At 61.0% G+C, this 18654-nt stretch carries 20 protein-coding genes and 1 pseudogene; 10 read left to right on the forward strand and 11 right to left on the reverse strand.

Annotated features, from left to right (window positions below; all coding sequences use genetic code 11):
- Window positions 1-24: 24 nt before the first annotated feature.
- The 4 genes from R8871_RS17840 to R8871_RS17855 form a co-directional block, all read right to left on the reverse strand.
- Window positions 25-1353 carry an MFS transporter gene (locus R8871_RS17840; RefSeq protein WP_175051626.1) on the reverse strand — a complete coding sequence of 443 codons (1329 nt, stop codon included), beginning with the start codon at window positions 1351-1353 and terminating at the stop codon, window positions 25-27.
- Between the two features lie 109 nt (window positions 1354-1462).
- Complete coding sequence (locus R8871_RS17845; protein WP_175051627.1) at window positions 1463-2215, reverse strand: SDR family NAD(P)-dependent oxidoreductase; 753 nt, start codon at window positions 2213-2215, stop codon at window positions 1463-1465.
- Between the two features lie 170 nt (window positions 2216-2385).
- Entirely contained in the window at window positions 2386-3633 is a 1248-nt protein-coding gene (locus R8871_RS17850) for an MFS transporter (protein WP_175051628.1), read from the reverse strand.
- Between the two features lie 301 nt (window positions 3634-3934).
- Window positions 3935-4243: a hypothetical protein gene (locus R8871_RS17855; protein ID WP_175051629.1), complete on the reverse strand. Its 309-nt coding sequence runs from the start codon at window positions 4241-4243 to the stop codon at window positions 3935-3937.
- A gap of 464 nt (window positions 4244-4707) precedes the next feature.
- On the opposite strand from R8871_RS17855, the gene R8871_RS17860 reads away from it, so the two are divergent.
- Complete coding sequence (locus R8871_RS17860; protein WP_175051630.1) at window positions 4708-4893, forward strand: hypothetical protein; 186 nt, start codon at window positions 4708-4710, stop codon at window positions 4891-4893.
- Window positions 4894-5030: 137 nt separating this feature from the next.
- The gene (locus R8871_RS17865) at window positions 5031-5357 is read left to right on the forward strand and encodes an H-NS histone family protein (RefSeq protein ID WP_093636065.1); all 327 of its coding nucleotides are present in this window, start codon (window positions 5031-5033) and stop codon (window positions 5355-5357) included.
- A gap of 79 nt (window positions 5358-5436) precedes the next feature.
- Here R8871_RS17865 and R8871_RS17870 read toward each other — a convergent pair whose 3' ends face one another.
- From R8871_RS17870 to R8871_RS17880, 3 genes are all read right to left on the reverse strand, one after another.
- Entirely contained in the window at window positions 5437-5958 is a 522-nt protein-coding gene (locus R8871_RS17870; RefSeq protein ID WP_175051631.1) for an arsenate reductase/protein-tyrosine-phosphatase family protein, read from the reverse strand.
- A gap of 211 nt (window positions 5959-6169) precedes the next feature.
- Entirely contained in the window at window positions 6170-6370 is a 201-nt protein-coding gene (locus tag R8871_RS17875; RefSeq protein WP_175051632.1) for a hypothetical protein, read from the reverse strand.
- A gap of 300 nt (window positions 6371-6670) precedes the next feature.
- Window positions 6671-7351: a J domain-containing protein gene (locus tag R8871_RS17880; RefSeq protein ID WP_175051633.1), complete on the reverse strand. Its 681-nt coding sequence runs from the start codon at window positions 7349-7351 to the stop codon at window positions 6671-6673.
- Between the two features lie 474 nt (window positions 7352-7825).
- Between R8871_RS17880 and R8871_RS17885 the strand changes: the two genes are divergently transcribed.
- The 8 genes and pseudogenes from R8871_RS17885 (at window position 7826) to R8871_RS17920 (ending at window position 15497) form a co-directional block, all read left to right on the forward strand.
- The gene (locus R8871_RS17885; RefSeq protein ID WP_054035960.1) at window positions 7826-8485 is read left to right on the forward strand and encodes an NADPH-dependent FMN reductase; all 660 of its coding nucleotides are present in this window, start codon (window positions 7826-7828) and stop codon (window positions 8483-8485) included.
- Window positions 8486-8961: 476 nt separating this feature from the next.
- Window positions 8962-9177 (forward strand): transcriptional regulator, encoded by a 216-nt coding sequence (locus R8871_RS17890; RefSeq protein WP_093636067.1) that lies wholly within the window; start codon window positions 8962-8964, stop codon window positions 9175-9177.
- 174 nt (window positions 9178-9351) lie between these two features.
- Window positions 9352-10806: an indoleacetamide hydrolase gene (gene iaaH, locus R8871_RS17895; protein WP_175051634.1), complete on the forward strand. Its 1455-nt coding sequence runs from the start codon at window positions 9352-9354 to the stop codon at window positions 10804-10806.
- 103 nt (window positions 10807-10909) lie between these two features.
- On the forward strand, window positions 10910-11686 hold the full coding sequence (locus R8871_RS17900; RefSeq protein WP_175051635.1) for a CDP-diacylglycerol diphosphatase: 777 nt from the start codon (window positions 10910-10912) through the stop codon (window positions 11684-11686).
- 212 nt (window positions 11687-11898) lie between these two features.
- Window positions 11899-12987 (forward strand): fatty acid desaturase, encoded by a 1089-nt coding sequence (locus tag R8871_RS17905; protein ID WP_175051636.1) that lies wholly within the window; start codon window positions 11899-11901, stop codon window positions 12985-12987.
- The gene (locus R8871_RS17910; RefSeq protein ID WP_175051637.1) at window positions 12932-14161 is read left to right on the forward strand and encodes a tyrosine-type recombinase/integrase; all 1230 of its coding nucleotides are present in this window, start codon (window positions 12932-12934) and stop codon (window positions 14159-14161) included. Before R8871_RS17905 ends, R8871_RS17910 begins: the two co-directional genes overlap by 56 nt.
- Before the next feature lie 214 nt (window positions 14162-14375).
- Window positions 14376-14510: pseudogene (locus R8871_RS17915) on the forward strand (MarR family transcriptional regulator); the annotation flags it as partial.
- A 48-nt stretch (window positions 14511-14558) separates the two neighbouring features.
- Window positions 14559-15497, forward strand: a complete 939-nt coding sequence (locus R8871_RS17920; RefSeq protein WP_175051638.1) for an alpha/beta fold hydrolase — start codon at window positions 14559-14561, stop codon at window positions 15495-15497.
- Between the two features lie 397 nt (window positions 15498-15894).
- Here the strand turns inward: R8871_RS17920 and R8871_RS17925 are convergent, their stop codons facing one another.
- From R8871_RS17925 to R8871_RS17940, 4 genes are read right to left on the reverse strand one after another with little or no spacing between them, the layout of a single operon-like run.
- Window positions 15895-16728, reverse strand: a complete 834-nt coding sequence (locus R8871_RS17925) for an AraC family transcriptional regulator (RefSeq protein ID WP_175051639.1) — start codon at window positions 16726-16728, stop codon at window positions 15895-15897.
- Window positions 16725-17447, reverse strand: a complete 723-nt coding sequence (locus R8871_RS17930; protein ID WP_175051640.1) for an NAD(P)H-dependent oxidoreductase — start codon at window positions 17445-17447, stop codon at window positions 16725-16727. Before R8871_RS17930 ends, R8871_RS17925 begins: the two co-directional genes overlap by 4 nt.
- On the reverse strand, window positions 17440-18174 hold the full coding sequence (locus R8871_RS17935) for an enoyl-CoA hydratase-related protein (protein ID WP_175051641.1): 735 nt from the start codon (window positions 18172-18174) through the stop codon (window positions 17440-17442). Before R8871_RS17935 ends, R8871_RS17930 begins: the two co-directional genes overlap by 8 nt.
- On the reverse strand, window positions 18171-18623 hold the full coding sequence (locus R8871_RS17940; RefSeq protein WP_175051642.1) for a DUF2000 domain-containing protein: 453 nt from the start codon (window positions 18621-18623) through the stop codon (window positions 18171-18173). Before R8871_RS17940 ends, R8871_RS17935 begins: the two co-directional genes overlap by 4 nt.
- Window positions 18624-18654 lie beyond the last annotated feature (31 nt).

Raw genomic sequence — 18654 nt, forward strand, 5'->3', positions numbered from 1 at the left:
CGAACGTGCAGCCAGAAAATGCGCCTAGCGGGCGCGGTGCAGTAAATGTTGGAAAGACCCGCTTGATTCGGCGCCGTCACGACGCAACAGCGTGCCGATCATGAGCGCCGCCAGCAGACTCGACGCGCCCAATACAATCAGCCCCGCCGAGGTCGACGAAAACACGCGTTCCGCCGCGGTGCGCAGGCTCGGCGCAATAAATCCACCGAGGCCGCCGAGCGAATTGATCAGTGCGATCCCGCCCGCCGCTGCGGCACCCGTGAGGTAGCGCGTCGGAAACGTCCAGAACAGCGGCTGCGCCGCGATGAAACCGCTGGCCGCGCAGCACAGCGCGATCAGTCCGATCGACGGGTTATGCGCGAGCCCCGAGGCGCCGATGCCGAGGCCGGCGAGCACCAGCAGCGCAACTGCCCAGCGCCGGTGTCCACCCGTGCGATCCGCTCGACGCGGCACATACCACGTCACGGCCAACGCACACAGCCATGGCAACGCGCCGACGAGGCCCACGCGCAAACCGACCGTCGTGCCGAGCAAAGCCGCCACCTGCTGCGGCAAATAAAAGATCACCCCGTAGACGCTCATCTGAATCAGCAGATAGATCGCCGAGAGCAGCAACACACGGCGGTCAACCAGCGCTGCGAGAATATGACGAGGCCCATGCGCCGATGCGGCGAGCGCATCGTCATCGAGCGCGCGGCGCAAAGTGGTGCGCTCCTGCGCATCGAGCCAACGGGCGTCTTCAGGGCGGTTGTCGAGATACCAGAACGCCCACACGCCGACCACCGAGGCCAACGTTCCCTCGATCAGAAACAGCCACTGCCAGCCGGCCAAACCCATCGCGCCATGCAACTCGAGCAAGGACCCCGACAGCGGACTGCCGAAGATGAACGCCAGCGGCGCACCGAAATAAAACACGCCCACCGCACGAGCTCGCGCCGCTTGCGGAAACCAATGCGTCAGGTAGTAGATCACGCCGGGGAAAAACCCCGCTTCGGCGACGCCGAGCAGAAAACGCAACGAATAGAAAGCCGTCGGCGTATGCGCAAGACACATCGCTGCCGAGACGAGCCCCCATGTCACCATGATCCGGCACATCCACGCGCGCGCGCCGACTTTATGCAGCAGAAGATTGCTCGGTACTTCGAACAATGCATAACCGACGAAGAACACGCCCGCGCCGAACGCAAAAGCCGCATTGGACAAACCCGTATCGTGCTGCAACGCTTTCTGCGCGAAGCCGATATTGGCGCGATCGAGAAACGCCAGCACATACATCAGCAACAGAAACGGCAACAGCCGGCGCATGACCTTGCTGTTGATCGCCTCCAGCAAAGCGGGCGAATGCGGATTCATCTTGTCTCCTTCGCAGAACATGCGGGTCGCGCTCTGCGTTTTTTCTACCTTTTGCTCGCAACTGCAACGGCCACTGCAACTGCTACGGCTTGAGCGACGCCATGACGGCTCAATACGTGGCGCGGCCGCCGGACAGGTCGAATACCGAGCCGGTGCTGAACGCGCAGTCTTCGGAAGAGAGCCAGAGAATCAGCGACGCCGCTTCTTCGGGCAACAGGAACCGGTTCATTGGAATCTTCGAGAGCATGTAGTCGATATGCTGCTGCGACATCGAGTCGAAGATCTCTGTTTTCGCCGCCGCGGGCGTGACCGCATTGACGAGGATGTTCTTCGTCGCAAGTTCTTTGCCGAGGGATTTGGTCAAGCCGATGAGCCCGGCTTTGGAGGCGCTGTAGTGCGAGGCATTCGGGTTGCCCTCCTTGCCGGCCACCGAAGCGATATTGACGATCCGGCCGTAGCCCTGCTTGAGCATCTGCGGCACGACCGCGCGGCAGGTGAGATACGGGCCGATCAGATTCACGTCGATCACGCGGCGCCAGACCTCGGGCTCCAGCTCCCACGTTGTGCCGTTGCCGCCGGTGATGCCGGCGCAGTTGATCAGCACGTCGATCGCGCCATGGGCGGCGACCGTTTGCGCCACCGCCTGAACCACTGACGCTTCCTGAGTGAGTTCGACCGTGACGGCGGTGACTTTGCCCAGTTCGCTGAGTTCGCGCTCGCTGCGCGCAAGCCGCTCTGCGTCGATGTCCCATAGCGCGACCGAGGCGCCCGAGTTCAGCGCCCGTTGGGCCACTGCGTAGCCAATGCCGCGCGCGCCGCCGGTAATGGCAACAACACGCCCCTCCAGATCGATTCGATTCATCGCTGCGCTCCTGTAGCAGGCCCGAGAGGCCTGCCGTTCAGTTGTTGTATTTCTGCTGTCTCTGCTTTCGTCCAGCAAATATACGAGCGGTGCGATGCGCTAACAATCCGTGTATTGGAGGGGCCGATAACAAAAGCGGATCGATTGACGTGACGCCGGAAGCTTACCGGCTAGTCAGTACACGCCGGACACGCCATCGCTTTCGCTGGCACTTCCTGCCTGCTTCGTCCGAAACTTGCGAGCGCCGCGAGCCCCAGCAGTGCCAAACCGCTGCCGAAGAGAAAGTCGGCGGAAATGCCGACATGGTCGACCACCACGCCGCCAATGAGCGACCCGAGCGCGATGGCAACCTGAATGATGCTGACAAACAGTGCCGAGCCCGCTTCGGGCGAATCCGGCGTGGCGCGCTGAATCCAGATGCTGAAACACAGCGGCAGCGCGCCGAACGAAACACCCCACGCGAGTACGAGCGCAGCGACTCCGATCGACGATTGTTCCAGCAATGGCATTGCCAGCAGCGCGGACATGAGCAGTGAAATCATCACGCCCAGAGACACTTTCAGGTTATGCGTGACCGTCGACGAAACGGCGAAGTTCGAGAAGAAGCCAATAATGCCGAAGCCGAGCAGCAACCAGGTAATCGTCGACATCGAGAAACTCGCGTTATGCAGCAGGAACGGCGTGATGTACGTGTACGAGGAGAAATGCGCGCCGAATACGAGCGCCACCATCAGCATGCTTCTACGCGGATGCGGGCGGCGCAGCAGCGCCACCAGATCACGCAGCCGCAATGCGGTGGTCGACGGCAAGGACGGCACGAAAACGAACTGCGCCACGAGCGCGATCGCGACAAGCACGCCGGTTGCCATAAACGAAGCACGCCACGACGCGAAGCTGGCGATGAAGGTGCCGAGCGGTACACCGATCACTGTCGCGCAGGTTACGCCGGTGAGGATCGTCGCCATCGCTTTGGCCGAATCTTTCGGCTGTACGAGGCGCCCCGATGCCGCGGTCGCCAGGGTCCAGAAGCCGCCCAGCGCCGCGCCGAGTAACGCGCGTCCGACCAGCATGATCAGGAAATCGGGCGCGAAGGCGGAAATCAGATTCGACGCCAGCAACAAAGCCGTGAGCAGCAAAAACACGCGCCGACGATCCATCCGGCCGGCCACCAGCATCAAACCGGGCGCGGAGATGGCGGCAATCACGCCCGGCACGGTGACCATCAGCCCGGCGGTGCCAGGCAACACACCCAGATCCGCCGCTATGCGCGGCAGCAGGCCAACAGGTAAGAATTCCGTGGTCACGAATGCGAACGCACCGATTGCAACGGCCACAACGGCGAGCCAGGAACGCAGGGACGACGAAGCCCCATCGTCCGGCGAAGCAATGCTCGCCGGCAGATTATCTTCCATCAACATAGTATTGTTTGCGAGTAACTAAACAACGGGTGGGATTGGAGCAGTCACACCGGACTAATCAAATCGCAGACGGCAAATCAAGAATAAAAAAGCAGGCGGTATTGGCCTGCTTATGATTGCGATCGGAAAAGACAGCGGGTGAAAACCTGAATGGAACATACCTTAACATCGTATTAAATCGCCCGCTGACGACGCCGTAAAATTGCACTCGGGCGTGTGGGTATTCCGATCAGGGTGCCGTGCGTGGATGGAATTGGAAGCGGTGCGCTCTGTCCCCACCGCCTCCTGAACTGCTGGCCTGCTACTGGCCAAAATATATCCTGCATTGCGGCCCGGAAGCGCACGGCCGCTCCTGTCGGCCTCCTACTTCCGTCGCGCCTGCAGCCACTCCGCCATAGGAGACGTTCTGCACCGCTTGCCCGCCCGGCATCACGGTCCGCGCAGTGTCACCAAACGACATGTCGGTGGTGGCTTGCGCTGATTCGTTTGCGTTCTGCATGAGCGCCTGGCCCGATACGGCCTGGCCCTGCTGGCTATCCAGTGCGCCGGCTGTGCTCGGCGCCAGAAACAGAGCAGCGCTTGCCAACGCCATCAGTAAACGTAGTTTCATGTCCAGACTCCTCGAATCCGGCGCAGCAGTACTTATCCCCTTCAAAAAAAGAATTGATCCGCGAAAAAACGTCGTGTCATGAAATCGAACTGCCGAACTGAAAAATGACAAACGGGCGAATGCCTATGCGGGACTGCTGCGGCGAGTCACCGAACTAAATGAGTAAATAGTTGCCAGACCTGAAACCGATGTCGGGCGTGCGCGCGCGGCTTGCCGGAAACGGTCGCCACCAGGCTGGAAACGCAGATTGTTGCTCCGCTGTTTCGTTATAGCTCGGCCACTCAGGATTGCAATCCCGGCGGTGCCGGCGGCCTTGGTGACACCCGCCGCTGCTCGATCAGCGGCACGCAACAACAAAATCAGGCCGGCAGGCGCGTGCGTTACCCGAACAGTGCGTTATGATGCTGGCATAACGTACAAAAATCGGCCCCGCGCGAGGCACCGGCGAGAGACGGAGCGTGGACATGAGACCGACTGTTCGCAATCATTGCATTGTCATCACCGTTTTTTCCATTGCGGCCGTAGGGCTTACCCAGCCGTACCTGCCGCGCGGCGGAGCGCTTGAATATTCACTGATTGGCACAGTCAGCCTTATTGGCGGGCTTATTGGACATATGCTGTACCGCAATGTATGGGGCGACGTTTTTTGACGCAGCCACTGGAATTTCCTTCGATCAATAACCTGACCGCGAGCGGACCCCATATACATGGGCTCGATGCTTTCGCGGCTTCCCCTTGCAATCTGTAACTGACAGAACGCCGGACGCTTTAGAAGGACGAATATCTTATGGACGAAAGGAAGCGAGATAGCATGATTGCGTATCTCCGCCACCGCATGGAAGAGTTTGGTATCAAACCAGAAGACCTCGCCGCCGTGCTGGCGGCCGAACCGAAGGGGCAAAAAGCTGAACGCTACCGCAGCGCAACGGGAGATAGCTGGGACGGCCAGGGTGAAATGCCCCAATGGCTTAAACAGGCAATTAGCGCTGGTCAATCAATCGACCACTTCGAATTATCGGCCACGCCGGCACCTGCCCCGCAGCCGAAAAAACAGGTGGATTGGCTAAACGACCCCTTCGCGGGAAGTCCGCTTGCGCGCCCGAACAACCGCTAGGCCGTCTGATCGCCAATGCGCCAGAGCAAAGGCATAACCCCGAGCCCTAACCCCGTACTGGCTGACGCGCCGGGGCCGTTCACACGTTGCACTGAATGGCGGGAGTGGTTGTGTCGTTCACCGATGCACACGACGCGTCGCCGGTACGAGCCGGCGCCGCCGCGTACTGCGGCAATTCGATAAACGTGCTGACCTGCCGGACGATCTGCCAGAAGACCTTTTCGAAGGAACGGACGCGCTCCGGTTCGAGCATGCCATCGGCGAGCGGATCGGCAAAGACCCAGCTACTCAACGCAGGCTCTCCCGGAAAGCGCGGCGCATGATGCCCGGCAACGCACGCGTCGAGGGCGATGACGAGGTCCATCCGCGGCGCCCATTCGCCGGTGAATTCCAGCCAGCTTTTCGGGCAGAGCACGCCGAGGTCCGATATACCGGGCCGCAATTGTGCGATCGCAATGGGATGAACGCGCGGGGCTGGCTCCGGCCCCGCGCTGAACGCGTCGAACCGGTGTCCAGCCAGTTCGCGCAGTAAAGCTTCGGCAATGATGCTGCGTGCTGAATTCTCGCGACAGAGAAACAGCACCTTGTATTTTTTGGTCACGCTCACCCCGAGTTTTTTTATCTCTCTCTATGCGCAATTGTGCCAGCCCAGTCTTGCGTCCTCGTGACACTACGATGACGTAATTTGTTGCGCCACAAGAATTTGTACCAGGGCGGTCAACCCACGGATATCGCGCGCTGCATTGGCGACGAAGTTTAGCAGCGCCAAGTCGAATCTTTCATTATGCCGACAATTCCGTGCCGGGATCTCCTCATACGGAAGCGCCGCTGTCGCGCTGCTCGGACACGATACGATTTGCGGCGTCGCTTGCGCCGTCAGACGCAGTTGGTGAGGGTTCGAACAGCATCGCCGTCGGCTGCGCACTGATCGACTTGACGCCGTTCGCAATGCCGGGCGCCGCGACGTACGGAATAAACGCCGCCACCGCAACGACAAAAATAAAAGTAACCATGGCCGTCGAGCCTCTCGGAATCTGCAACGTGGAGGTCAAGCGAAGCGGGTCATTCGCGGGGGAAGTAGAGTCGGCAACAAGGGGAGGAGCAGCGGGCACACGTACAACCTGTGCCCGGCCTGCTGATGCGTTCGCCACCCGCATGCGTGGCAATGAGGAATCGTCGCGCGTCATTCCGGCGCTCGAGCGACACATGTCACGGACGTGTCTTCGATTCTAGAAGCGGATAGACCGACGCCGAAGGCCGCCTTCTATATCAATTCAGCCTACGTCTCGGGTCTAACGGCCATTACCGTCTGTTCAAAACCGCAAGCCGTTCAGGAACTGGAACCAGAGTCCACCCAGTACGCCGGCCGGATGAGCATCGCCGGCATTTTCTTCGCGCTTGCCTGAGTTGGCGGGCTTACCTGGGGCGTCGTGATTAGCGGCATCGTCGCTCGCGGTAGTCGCCTTCGCTGCGGCTGAAACGTCGGCGACGTCCTCCGCTTTTGCTGCCGCTTCGGCGGCAGCCGCCGCCTTCTCAGCCTCGCGCCGCGCCGCTTGCAAGGCCGAGACACTGTCGGCGATCTGCGCGGCCCGCTGCGCCTCGCATCGACGTCCTAGCAGTACGCCGAAGAGCACATCGCGATTGTGGCCGTCGTCGGCGAAACGCATGGCGAGCGACACCATCTCGGCGTAGGCCGCCTCGTCTGCGGCACGTGCTGCAGCTTCACGTTCGGCCTGCGCTTTTTGCTGGCGGGCGTGCTGCGTTTCCCAGCCGCGCATCTGCTCGGCGTAGACGGCGTCATACACCTTGCGCTGCGCGGCATCGGAGAGAATCGCGTACGCGTCCTTGATTTCCTGGAAGGTAGCGCGCGCAACTTCTTCGGCGCCGTTGTTGCGATCCGGATGCCATTTCATCGCGGCCTTGCGGTAAGCCCGCTTGATTTCTTCGTCCGTGGCGTGCGCGTGCACACCAAGCGTGTCATACAGGGTTGCCATTGCTTGTTCGACCTCGCCGTGATTCGCGTTGCGGACCATCGTAGCATGCAAAAAACGGCTTTATCGTGAAGCGGCAAGCGCGGGCGCCACTGAAAGTCCAGACGAAAAAAAAGGCCTCGCCACTAACGTAGCGAGGCCGAGTCCCATGTCAAGGAGATGTCATGGAGGAGACGACTCGATCATAGCCGCGTGTCATCGCGCCCCCAAACAATGGTTCGCCATATGCTTATCGAGGGCCGCCTCAACTGCATTGCACAGGGCCGCGCGTGGGGATCTGAAACGGCTTCAAAGCATCCTCCGGACAGCCCGCTGGGCCGCCGATAACCCCGCACGGTTATATCGTTAGAACAAAAAGTCGCTTCGCCCGGCTCGCGGCGGTCATTAAGATGACACTTCAAAGTCCGGTTCGCCCCGGTTCGTCTACGCGCAGCCCCGCGCCAGCGTTCCGTGAGCCGCTACCGAAGGAGCATTTCGTTGACCAGTTTCGACCATCATCGCCGGCCGCTCGTAATCGGCATCGGCGGCACGACACGCGCGGCGTCGTCGACCGAGCGCGCGCTCGGCTTTGCGCTGCGTGGCGCGGAAGCCGCGGGCGCGAATACCCGCCTGTTCGGCGGCACGTTCCTGCATAGCCTCCCCCACTACGCCCCGGAAAACCCGCAACGCACCGCCGAACAGCTCGAGCTGATCGAAGCCGTGCGCCATGCGGACGCGCTGATCATCGCGACACCCGGTTATCACGGCGGCGTCTCGGGCCTCGTCAAGAACGCACTCGACACCCTCGAGGAGCTGCGCGCCGATGAACGCCCGTATCTGGATGGCCGCGCGGTCGGCTGTATCGTCACCGCTTACGGCTGGCAGGCCGCCGGCTCGGTGCTGACGTCGCTGCGCTCGATCGTCCACGCGTTGCGCGGCTGGCCGACGCCGTTCGGCGCCGGGATCAACACGCTGGAAACCCGTTTCGACACCGTCGACAGCTGTTCCGACGCCAAGGTGGTCGATCAGCTCGCCACGGTCGGCCAGCAGGCCGCGCAATTCGCCCTCGCGTTCAACGCGCATCGCACGCCGACAGCCGCGCCGCTCGGCAACGCGGTCAAGGAAGCGCAACCCGCGCGGTTGTTGCACGCGGTTTAAGGCATTTACGTACGACGTCGAGGACCTGCGCTTGTGGGTCCCCGACGCATCCGCGTTTGCGCTAGATCGGCGACCATCCCGTCGCCTGAATCAACAATTCGACGCATGCGTGCGCTTGCCCCTCTCCCCGCTAATCGCAGCATCCTCCGACAATACTTTTAAGGCCGACAGGCCACGCGATGCGCTTTCGAACGCGTTCGTGTTTCCGCTCGCTCAAACCGTGCGCCACACAACAGACCGCTATCCCACAACGCCGGATAGTGTGTTCGAACACTGCGACTATCGTCCGATCCTGTCTCCTGAAGACCGTTCCCGGACCTCGCTGATTTGCTTACGACGAAAGATTGGTTCACCCGCTGCGCGGCGCGGCCTACGCTTGATCCTGCCCGCTCACCCACCGGTTGCCTGACGCACAGGGTTGCGTCCCGCGCGCCGGCTCCTTAGCAATACACGCGGGCACACTCACTGCCACGACCATGAATTCAAATATCCGCTACAAGGGCTACGAAGTCGCACCGGCTGCGCAACGACTCCCCAACGGCCTGTTCGCCGCCAACCTGACCATCGAGAAAACGTCTGCAAGTCAAGGTCAGGCTTACTCGTTCGACGCACTCGATTATTTCTTCGACGAAGAGCACGCACTCGCCTATGCGTTCCGCTGGGGACGCATGTGGATCGACAGCCGGCAATAACGTCGGCAGGCTCATTCGATAGCACTCAGGCGGTCACGCCTGGTCTCGCACGCAGAACCTGAAGGCCGGTTGGCTTGCGAGCCGGCAAATGTGGGCCACGTTGCGCCACGCGGCGTCGGTTTTTAAGCGGCTGTGCCAGAATAGGCGACACCTCGTTTAAAGGAGACGCCTGCGATGACATGGACCGTCGATCAACAGTTGGCCCTAACCGCAACCGAAGCGGTCGCCGCGATCCAGTCCGGGCGCCTCAAAGCCGCTGACTATATGGCCACGCTGCTGGCGCGCGCGGCGTCGCTCTCGAGCCTCAATGCGCTCACCACGCTCGACCTCGACGGCGCGCTGGCCGCCGCGCAGCGCATCGATGCCTTGCCGCCCGAAGCAAAAGCGCAATTGCCGCTCGCCGGTTTGCCTATCGTCGTGAAGGACAACATCAACACGGCCGGCTTGCAGACCTCGGCGGGCACGCCCGCGCTGGAAGGCTTCGTACCGAAGACGAACGCACCTTCGGTACAACGGCTTCTCGATGCCGGCGCGATCATTCTCGGCAAAGCCAACATGCACGAACTCGCGTTCGGCATCACCAGCACGAACTTCGCCACGCACGCCGGACCGGTGCGCAATCCGTACGACCCCACGCTGATCCCCGGCGGCTCGTCGGGCGGCACCGCCGCCGCGATCGCCGCGCGCATCGTGCCCGCGGGTCTGGGCACCGACACCGGCGGCTCGACTCGCATTCCGGCTGCGTTGACCGGCACCGCCGGATTTCGTCCTTCTGTCGGTAACGGTGGCGCCGAACGGCGCTATCACGACCCGGATGCCGTCGTGCCGATCAGCCATACGCGCGATACGGTCGGGCCGATGGCGCGCACGGTTGCCGATATCGCTTTGCTCGACGGCGTGATCACCGGAGCTGGAGCGTTACCCACACTCACGCTCAATGGGTTGCGCATCGGCCTGCCCGAGCCGCTCTGGGAAGGGCTCGAAAAGCAGGTGGAAGACGTCGCGCACGCCGCATTGCGCCGCCTCGAATCCGCGGGCGTAACCTTCGTGCCTGTCGCGATGAGCGAGCTAGAGACCTTGAACGGTCATGTTGGCGGACCGATCGCAATCCACGAGCCGCGCGAGGATGTGCTCGCCTGGCTCGTCGCCAATAACGCGCCGGTAAAGACCGTCGCCGAAATGGCGGCCCGCATCGCGAGCCCGGACGTGCGCGCGATCTACGACGGCGTGCTCGCCGACGTACTCGGCGCTCATTACGACGCAGCGCTGAAGCAATGGCGGCCGCGTTTGCAGCAGTATGTCGCGGCGACCTTCACGGATGAACGTCTCGATGCGCTGCTGTTCCCAACCACGCGCCTCGCCGCGGTGCCGATCGACGACCTGAACGGCTCGTCGACGGTGTCGATCGATGGCGCCGCGCCAATCGATACGATGGACGCGTTCCTGCGCAATACCGATCCGGCCAGCACGTCCGGCATTCCGGGCTTGTCGCTGGCGGCGGGAATGACCGCCGGCGGCCTGCCGGTTGGGCTGGAACTGGATGGCCCGCTCGGCGAGGACCGGCGGCTGCTGGCGATCGGCGTCGCCTTCGAGCAAGTGCTCGGCGTGCTGCCGGCGCCGGTGCTGTGACGGGTTTGAAAATACCGCTGAAGATGCCACTGCAGGTGCCACTGAAAGTGCCATTGAAGATGTCGCTAAACACGCCAGTAAAGAAATGCCGATCCGCATGCCGATGACAGTGCCCAAACCCGCCCACCTTCGCCAAACTATTCTGCGCGCCACCGCCGCTTTGGCGGTCGCCTTCACCGCCGCCTCCTGCGCGCGCCTTGCTGCTGTCGATTCGAACGCGCTCTGGAAAATCGTCGATCTGCGCTGCGTGCCGTCGCAACAAGCCACCGGCACGCCGGGCCAATGCACGGTCGTCGATCTCGACAAACGCTATGCGATCCTGAAGGATATTGTCGGCCGCTCGCAGCATCTGCTGATTCCGACCGACCGCGTCACCGGCATAGAAAGTCCGTTCGTACTTGCGCCGAATGCACCGGACTACTGGGACGATGCGTGGGTATCGCGGCTGTACGTCGAGAAGTCAGTCAAGCGATCCTTGCCCGACAATCAACTCGGCCTCGAGATCAACTCGCAATTCCGCCGCACGCAAAACCAGCTGCATATCCATATCGATTGCATGCACAGCAAGGTGAGCGACGCCTTGGCGCGTCACGCGAAGGACACGCCTGGCGAGTGGCGCTGGGATACGCTCGACGGTCAGCGTTACCGGATCATGCGCGTCACCTCGCTCGATCAGGCAAGCAATCCGTTTCGCATCGTCGCGCGTGATAACAAAGACGCTGCGGCGATGGCCATGCAAACCATCCTCGTGACGGGTGCGGGACCATCGGCGGAGAAAGACGGCTGGCTCGTCGTTAATAGCGGCCTCGATGTCGACAACGGTAGCGGCTCGGCGGAAGGCCTGCTCGATCATGCGTGCCGCGTGGCGGACGATAAATAAGCCTCTTTTACTGATTGCCCGGACAGGATCCGCGAGGATCTTGCAAGGCGTTCTGCGCGCCGGGTGATAGCGGCCTCGCGCAGCGTAAGGGCTGGCGATATGGCCCCCCGCTTTTGCACATATGCGCAGATGCATTGCTGAACAAAATGGTTCTAGTCGCGTGAATTGGTCCGTAGGATCGGTCTAAACCTGCACTCCGACCGACCCAGCCAATGGCGATTTACCTCGACGACACGCAACGCAAAGCACTCGCCCAACAGGCTTCAGGCTGGACATGGCGCACGCAATGGCCGACATGGCTGCTGATCGTCACGATCTACAGTGGATGGTTCGCTGTGGCGACGCATACGCGCGTACTCGGTCTGCCGCTGACCATCGCGCTGCTGGCGTTGCTGGGTGCGTGGTATATGTCTCTGCAACATGAGTTGCTGCACGGCCATCCGACGCGTTCGCCGTTCGTCAACGCACTATTAGGATTCGCGCCGCTCGCGGTGTGGTTTCCGTACAGCGTTTATCGTGATTCGCATCTTCAGCATCACGACGACCCGCATCTGACACTTCCTGAGCGCGATCCCGAAAGCTACTTCGTCAGCCAGCGCGTGTGGCAACGTGCGGGCCTGGCGATTCGCGCGTTGCTGACTTTCCGCAATACGTTTATCGGCCGACTGATCGTCGGACCGGCATTTTCCATAGCGGCAACGGGTGTCGATGAACTCCGTAGTATTAAACGCGGCGATTGGCGCCATGTGCCGATGTGGCTCGCGCATCTGGCTGCGTTAGCCGCACTGACGGTGTGGCTTCAACGTGTCTGCGGAATCCCTGCCTGGACTTTTATCGTCGGCACGGGTTATGGATCGTTGTCGTTAGGTTCGATCCGCTCGTTTCAGGAACATCGGGTGGCACATGCTCACGAGCATCGCACCGTCATCAACGAAGCGGGTTGGTTCTGGCGGCTTCTGTTCCTCAACAACAACTATCATCTGGTGCATCACGACTTGCCGCATGTGCCGTGGTTTGCGATTCGGAAAGTCTATGAGGCGTCCCGGCAGCAGTACATAGAACGCTCAGGAGGCTTTCTGGTAAAGGGTTACAGCGAATGGTTGAGGCGCTATTCGTTCGCGTGGACAGCCCATCCGGTTTATGGGGACTTATCCAGTTTGGTCTTGGACAATCCACCTGCTTCCGACAGTTTTGCGGGTAAATTGCGGGTAAAATTCATGGTAGTTGTCCGTCAAGGAGAATTCCATGAGGCTGACCTACCCGCTCTTGCTGAACGCCAAACCGCAAGACCAGCCCTATAAGATTCGCGACCGCGATTCCATGTATCTACGGGTGTCGGTCTCAGGTTCGAAGGTGTGGAAATTTGATTACCGGTTGGATGGCAAGGATTGCAGTTATACCCTCGGGCGATTTCCCGATCTCTCTATTGCGGATGCTCGTCAACTTCGCAACGCTGCAGCCAAGCTTGTCGCGTCCGGCGTCCATCCGAAGGCACACGAAAAACATCTTCAACAGCAGAATGTTGCCCATTACAAGAACACGCTCTGGCCGGTGTGTGAGGAATGGCTGAGCGACAACCGAGGAAACTGGACCGCCTACTATCACGGTCAAGCCACGCGCTTCCTTGCACGCTACGTGAAGGACTCGCAGCTCGGTGGGATGCCAATTCGTGACATCACAGTGGCACACCTGTATGACCTGATCCAATCGATTGCAAAGCGCAGAACTCTTTCAGGCGATGAACGCAAGGCCGAGGGTGCCCCACATATCGCAATACGTCTGCGTCAGCATCTTGATGCAATATTCAGGCGGGCGATTATTAGCGGCCGCGTAGACGCGAATCCTGTCACAGCACTTAAACCGTCGGATGTAGTGACGCTGCCGCCTACGCGCCACAATCGGGCTCTGGAAGCTAATGAACTCAAGCAATTGCTGGCTGTGCTCTCGGCTGCGGGAACTCCGCTCACCCGATTAGCAATGCGTCTGCTATTGCTTACCTCGGTGCGTACTGTCGAGTTGCGAGGTGCGACGTGGAAGGAGTTCGACTTGGAATCAGCGATGTGGGCCATTCCCGGCGAGCGCATGAAGATGGGACATCTGCATGTCGTTCCGCTAAGCGCCCAAGCAATTGAGGTCTTGAAAGAAGTTCGGCAAATTACACGGGCTAAAGGCGCTGACGACTACCTGTTCCCTAACATCAGAGACAAATCGCGCCCTATGGCAGCTACCACAATCAATGCGGTCTTAGTCCGTGCTGGATTCAACAAGGAACGTCTGTTCAGGGCACACGGCGCTCGAGGTACATTTAGCACGTGGGCGCACGAAGAGGGATTCTCCCCAATGGCGATTGAACGGCAGTTGGCTCACGTCGAGAGAAATCGCGTGAGTCGCGCGTATAACAAGGCCGAATTTCTTCCCGAGAGACAGAGGATGATGCAGGATTGGGGCGACTATCTGCAGAGCATGGGTGGTTGATTCTCCGGAGCACGTTGCTTGCGTCCTATCCGTCTCTGCGCCTCGATTCTTCAGACCCATGGGAAGGCCGGAAGACTCCAATGCTCGCTTGGCATGCGCTGCCGGATTTCATCTCTCTGCCCGGCCATGCTCTAGCTAACGCCCTACGCGCCCTGTACTGCTAGCCAGAGGGGCGGCCTGGAATGTTTGGTCCGCAAATATAAGCTAGGATTTGCAGCATCTGGTCATGCCGGCGCTGTGGGAGCACGACGGCATAACGTTGAGGACCGTCGCCGAGATAGCGTTCCTGAACTCCGCCACGCTTACCCCACTTCTGAAACGTCTGGAAGCGGCTGGGTGCGTCAACCGCTCAAGCGAATAACTTGCCGCTCCAACGTTGACTGATATCGGAGTCACCATGAATACAAAGAGTCCGCCTACCGATTCCCGCCCACGCAGGACTGGTCAGGGAGAATCGTCCTCATCGACCCTCACTTATCACCGAGCGGAAATTAAAGGGGTTGGCGTCTTCTATCGAGAGGCGGGCCCCAAAGATGCACCAACCATCGTGCTTCTTCACGGGTTTCCGTCGTCGTCGCGGATGTTTGATAGCCTCATTCCGCTGCTCGCGACACACTACCACCTTATCGCACCGGACTATCCTGGCTTCGGCCACAGCGACGCACCGCCGCCTTCGCAGTTCGCCTACACGTTCGATCACCTCGCCGAAACGATCAATGGCCTACTCGAACAGCTTCGCATCGACCGTTATAGCTTTTATCTGCAGGACTACGGTGGTCCGATCGGATTCCGGATCATGCTGGCACATCCCGAGCGTCTTGAAGCGCTAGTGATCCAGAACGCCAATAGCCACGAGGAAAGTCTCGGGCAAAAGTGGACGGCCATCAAGGAGTACTGGGCTGATCCTGCCGCGCGTCCAGAGGTGTTCACCGCGTTCACATCGTTCGACAGTACAAGATATCGTCACGACGGTGAGAGCCCGAACGCCGAACGTTACAGCCCGGACACCTGGACAGACGAGTACGCATTTCTCAATCGTCCGGGCCAGCCAGAAATCCAGGCTGCGCTGCTTTATGACTACCGTACGAATGTTGCGGCCTATGGAGCCTGGCAAGAATGGATGAGAACGCAACAGCCTGCCGCGCTCATCCTGTGGGGACGCTACGACAGATCGTTCATTGCGGCCGGAGCTGCTGCCTACCAGCGTGATTTGCCAAATGCGCAAGTCCATCTGCTCGACGCAGGCCACTTCGCACTTGATGAGAAAGTGGATGACATAGCGGCACTGATGAATGAGTTTCTCGACGCGTTCTATTTGCGACAAGCGGATGAATGACCATCGACTCCGGGTATTGGTCGGGTACGCCAGCACCGGCGATTGGTTGCTGACTGGCGAACCTCTTGGAGTCGGCGCGGATGTGGGCATGCTGCTTGAGGTGTGCCCCGAGCATCTAATGCAGCGCCAGTGAGAACTCCGTTCAGGGGTATCGCCTAGCTTCATGGCCGGATTCTGCCCGATGATGAGCGGCCCAGTTCGACCCGCTTGAGTCACTCCGTCCGATTTTGCCAATGTCTGTTCTTGTATTCTCACAAGACGTTCGCAAGCTACGGCTTGGCCTACCACGCACAGAACGGGGCGAATCCTACATGCTCACGAGATCACGGCAATCGTAACGATCGGTGATCGGGGCCGTCGACCTGCAACACACGAAGACGGTGGCAGACACTCCGCATCACGAGAAGGCGGCCTGATAGACCTTCGGCGTTACGCCAGTCTGCTGCTTGAACACGCGTGTGAAGTGCGATTGGTCGGCAAAACCCATTCGCACGCTTACTTCCGCAATGGGCTTGCCGGCTCGCAACAACGGCATCGCACGGCGCACGCGCTCCTGTTGCAGGAAAGCATGCGGGCTCAACCCCGCATCGCGCACAAAGGCACGCAGCAGCACGAAAGGCGTCACGCCAAACTCGCACGCAAGTGTCGACAAGGTCGAATGTGCGTGCAGTTCGTCGCGCAGGCGGGATTTGACCGCGCGCACCAACGCCGGCTCGCTGCGCACTACGGGGAGTGCGGCAGACCGGCCCGCGTGCCGGGCATGCAGGCCGATGACGGCGCGGGCCAGTGTTTCACTGCGTTTGAAGCGGTCCTCATCCACCTCGGAACACCAGTTCACACCGTAGAGCTGCTGTGACAGTTCAGCGTCAGCGACGAACGGGCTCGGCATGTCGAACCGCTCGCGCCGGGGAATGCCAAGCCTCTCACAATAGGCGGCGAGCGCTGCGGGTTGCACATGGGCCACGCGCATCTTCCATTGTCCATCGCCCGCAGCCAAACCGGCGTGCACCACGTCGGCGTCGATGATAATCACGTCGCCACGGCGGCACACGCGTCGTTGGTCCTGAACTTCGACGGCCAGCGCCCCACCCGTAATCACCGCAAGGCAATGCGTATCGTGCGCGTGCGGCGGATAGCGGTGACCGACGAATTGACCCTTGAGCATGACGGCGTCCATGACGTCCGGCGCGTGCCAGAGCTTGATCGTCTTCGTCGGTCCATTGGTGTTCATGGTGAGGCTCCTCCCAGAAGTGGCTGGAAGACTTCATCATATTCCTCCAGCCGCGGCATCGGCACGCGCGGCTGCTCGTCGAGGTGAGCGATGAAGTCGCCCCAACGCTTGAGCGTGTCGACTCGCTGGGCGTGCGAACAGTACGGAATGTGCCAGGCAAAGAACGGCTCGAGCACCTCATAACCGACGTAACCCAGGGTCCCCTGTAGCAGGTGACGCAGCATGCCGCTGGCAAGTTCGCCGTGTATTCCTTGCTGCCCGAACATGTGCTCCCGGCCACCCAGGCTTACCCCGACCACCGCGCGCTTGCCGACCATGCCGCCGCGGCCATAGATGCGCTTACCACCGTAAAGGGCGCCGGACAGGAAGCAGCGGTCGATCCACCCCTTGATAAGCGCGGGCACCGAAAACCAGTAGAGCGGGAACACCAGCATCAGCGTATCGCTGGCCAGCAGCGCGTCAACCTCGCGCTGGATGTCGGGCGCAAGGGCATTGCGCTCAAGTGCGTGGCGCTGCTCCTTGGCGTAGACGAGGTAGTCGCTGTTGGCGCGCTGGGCGAAATCGCTGGCGCGCACCACAGGATCGAAGTTGAGTGCGTAGAGGTCGGAAAAACTCACGTTGTCGCCGCGCGACTCCAGCAGGCGTCGGGCCTCATGGGCCATAGCCGTGCAGAAGGAGCGCGGCTCCGGGTGGGCATGGACAATGTGAACTTTATGCATGAGGGATCGAGCGCCAGGTAGCTGCAGGAATGAAGCTGTTCAGATGGGCAAGCTCGCGCTGGATGGCTTCGCTGGCTGACAGCGTGGCGCCCTCCTGCAACAGGCGCCGCATACTTTGCAACGCTGTCGGCGGCTTGGCGGATAGCAGTGCGCAGTATTCGTCGGCAGTCGCACGCACATCCGCGTCTGGCACCACGCGCGAAAGGAAGCCCTGCTGCAATGCCTCAGCGGCTGTTATCGGCCGGCCGCTCATGAGCCAGTCGCGTGCGCACAGATCGCCCATCCGGCGGGCCGCCAATGCGGTTGCGCCGGCTTCAGGCACGATACCGAGATCGGCAAACGGAAAGCGGAACGTGGCCCCCTCGCCGGCGACTACCCAGTCGGCGTGCAACAGCATCGTGGCGCCAAACCCAACCGCCGCGCCGTTAACAGCTGCCACGAGCGGCTTGGGCTGGTCCACGAGGGCCTCGATGCAGCGCGCGACCGCGCCGTCGGCCGCCTGCGGCCACAAGGAGCCGAATTCGGCCGTGTCGTGGCCTGAGCAAAAACATTCGCTGGTTCCGTGCAGCAGCAGGCAATGAACGCGCACGTCTCCTTGCGCCAGGCGCAAGGTGTTTGCCAACGCTTCGAACAGAGGGCCGTTCAGTGCATTGCGCTTTTCCGGACGGTCTATGCCCACAGACCAGACCTGGCCGTCGAGCTCCGCGGTAAGGTGTGCACCGATCATGCGAACAGGGCGAAGCCGCCAACCAGTTTGCCGACCTTCTTCCTTGGCCCTACCAGCCCAACTGCCAGGTACTGGAGGGACTCACCTGGCAGCACGCGCACCGCGCGTAGAAAGGCGTCGTAGTCGACGGTGGCCTGTCCTTGCACAGGAAAGTCAACCACGTCGCAGTGCGCCAGCGATTTCAGGCGCAGGGCGCTCAACTGATCAGCCGTGGCTTTGAGAATCGGGATGCCGATGGGAATGAGACCAGGGTGCGCCGTGCCGTCCTGCTCTCGCAAGGGCTCTCCGACGAGACGGCTGTGGCGCTGGCCCAGCGTGAACGCGACCACTGCAGCGGCGTTCGAGGCTTTGCCCGGCGGGAGCGCTTCGTCCACGACGATGACACAACGCTCCGGCTCGGGCGGCGCTTCAATGGCGTTAGCGTCGCTTGGTTCGTTTTGTAATAACAAAGCATCTCTCCAGAAAAAGAAGCGGTGGAGG

The sequence above is a fragment of the Paraburkholderia sediminicola genome, from assembly GCF_902859805.1.
Taxonomy (GTDB): Bacteria; Pseudomonadota; Gammaproteobacteria; order Burkholderiales; family Burkholderiaceae; genus Paraburkholderia; species Paraburkholderia sediminicola.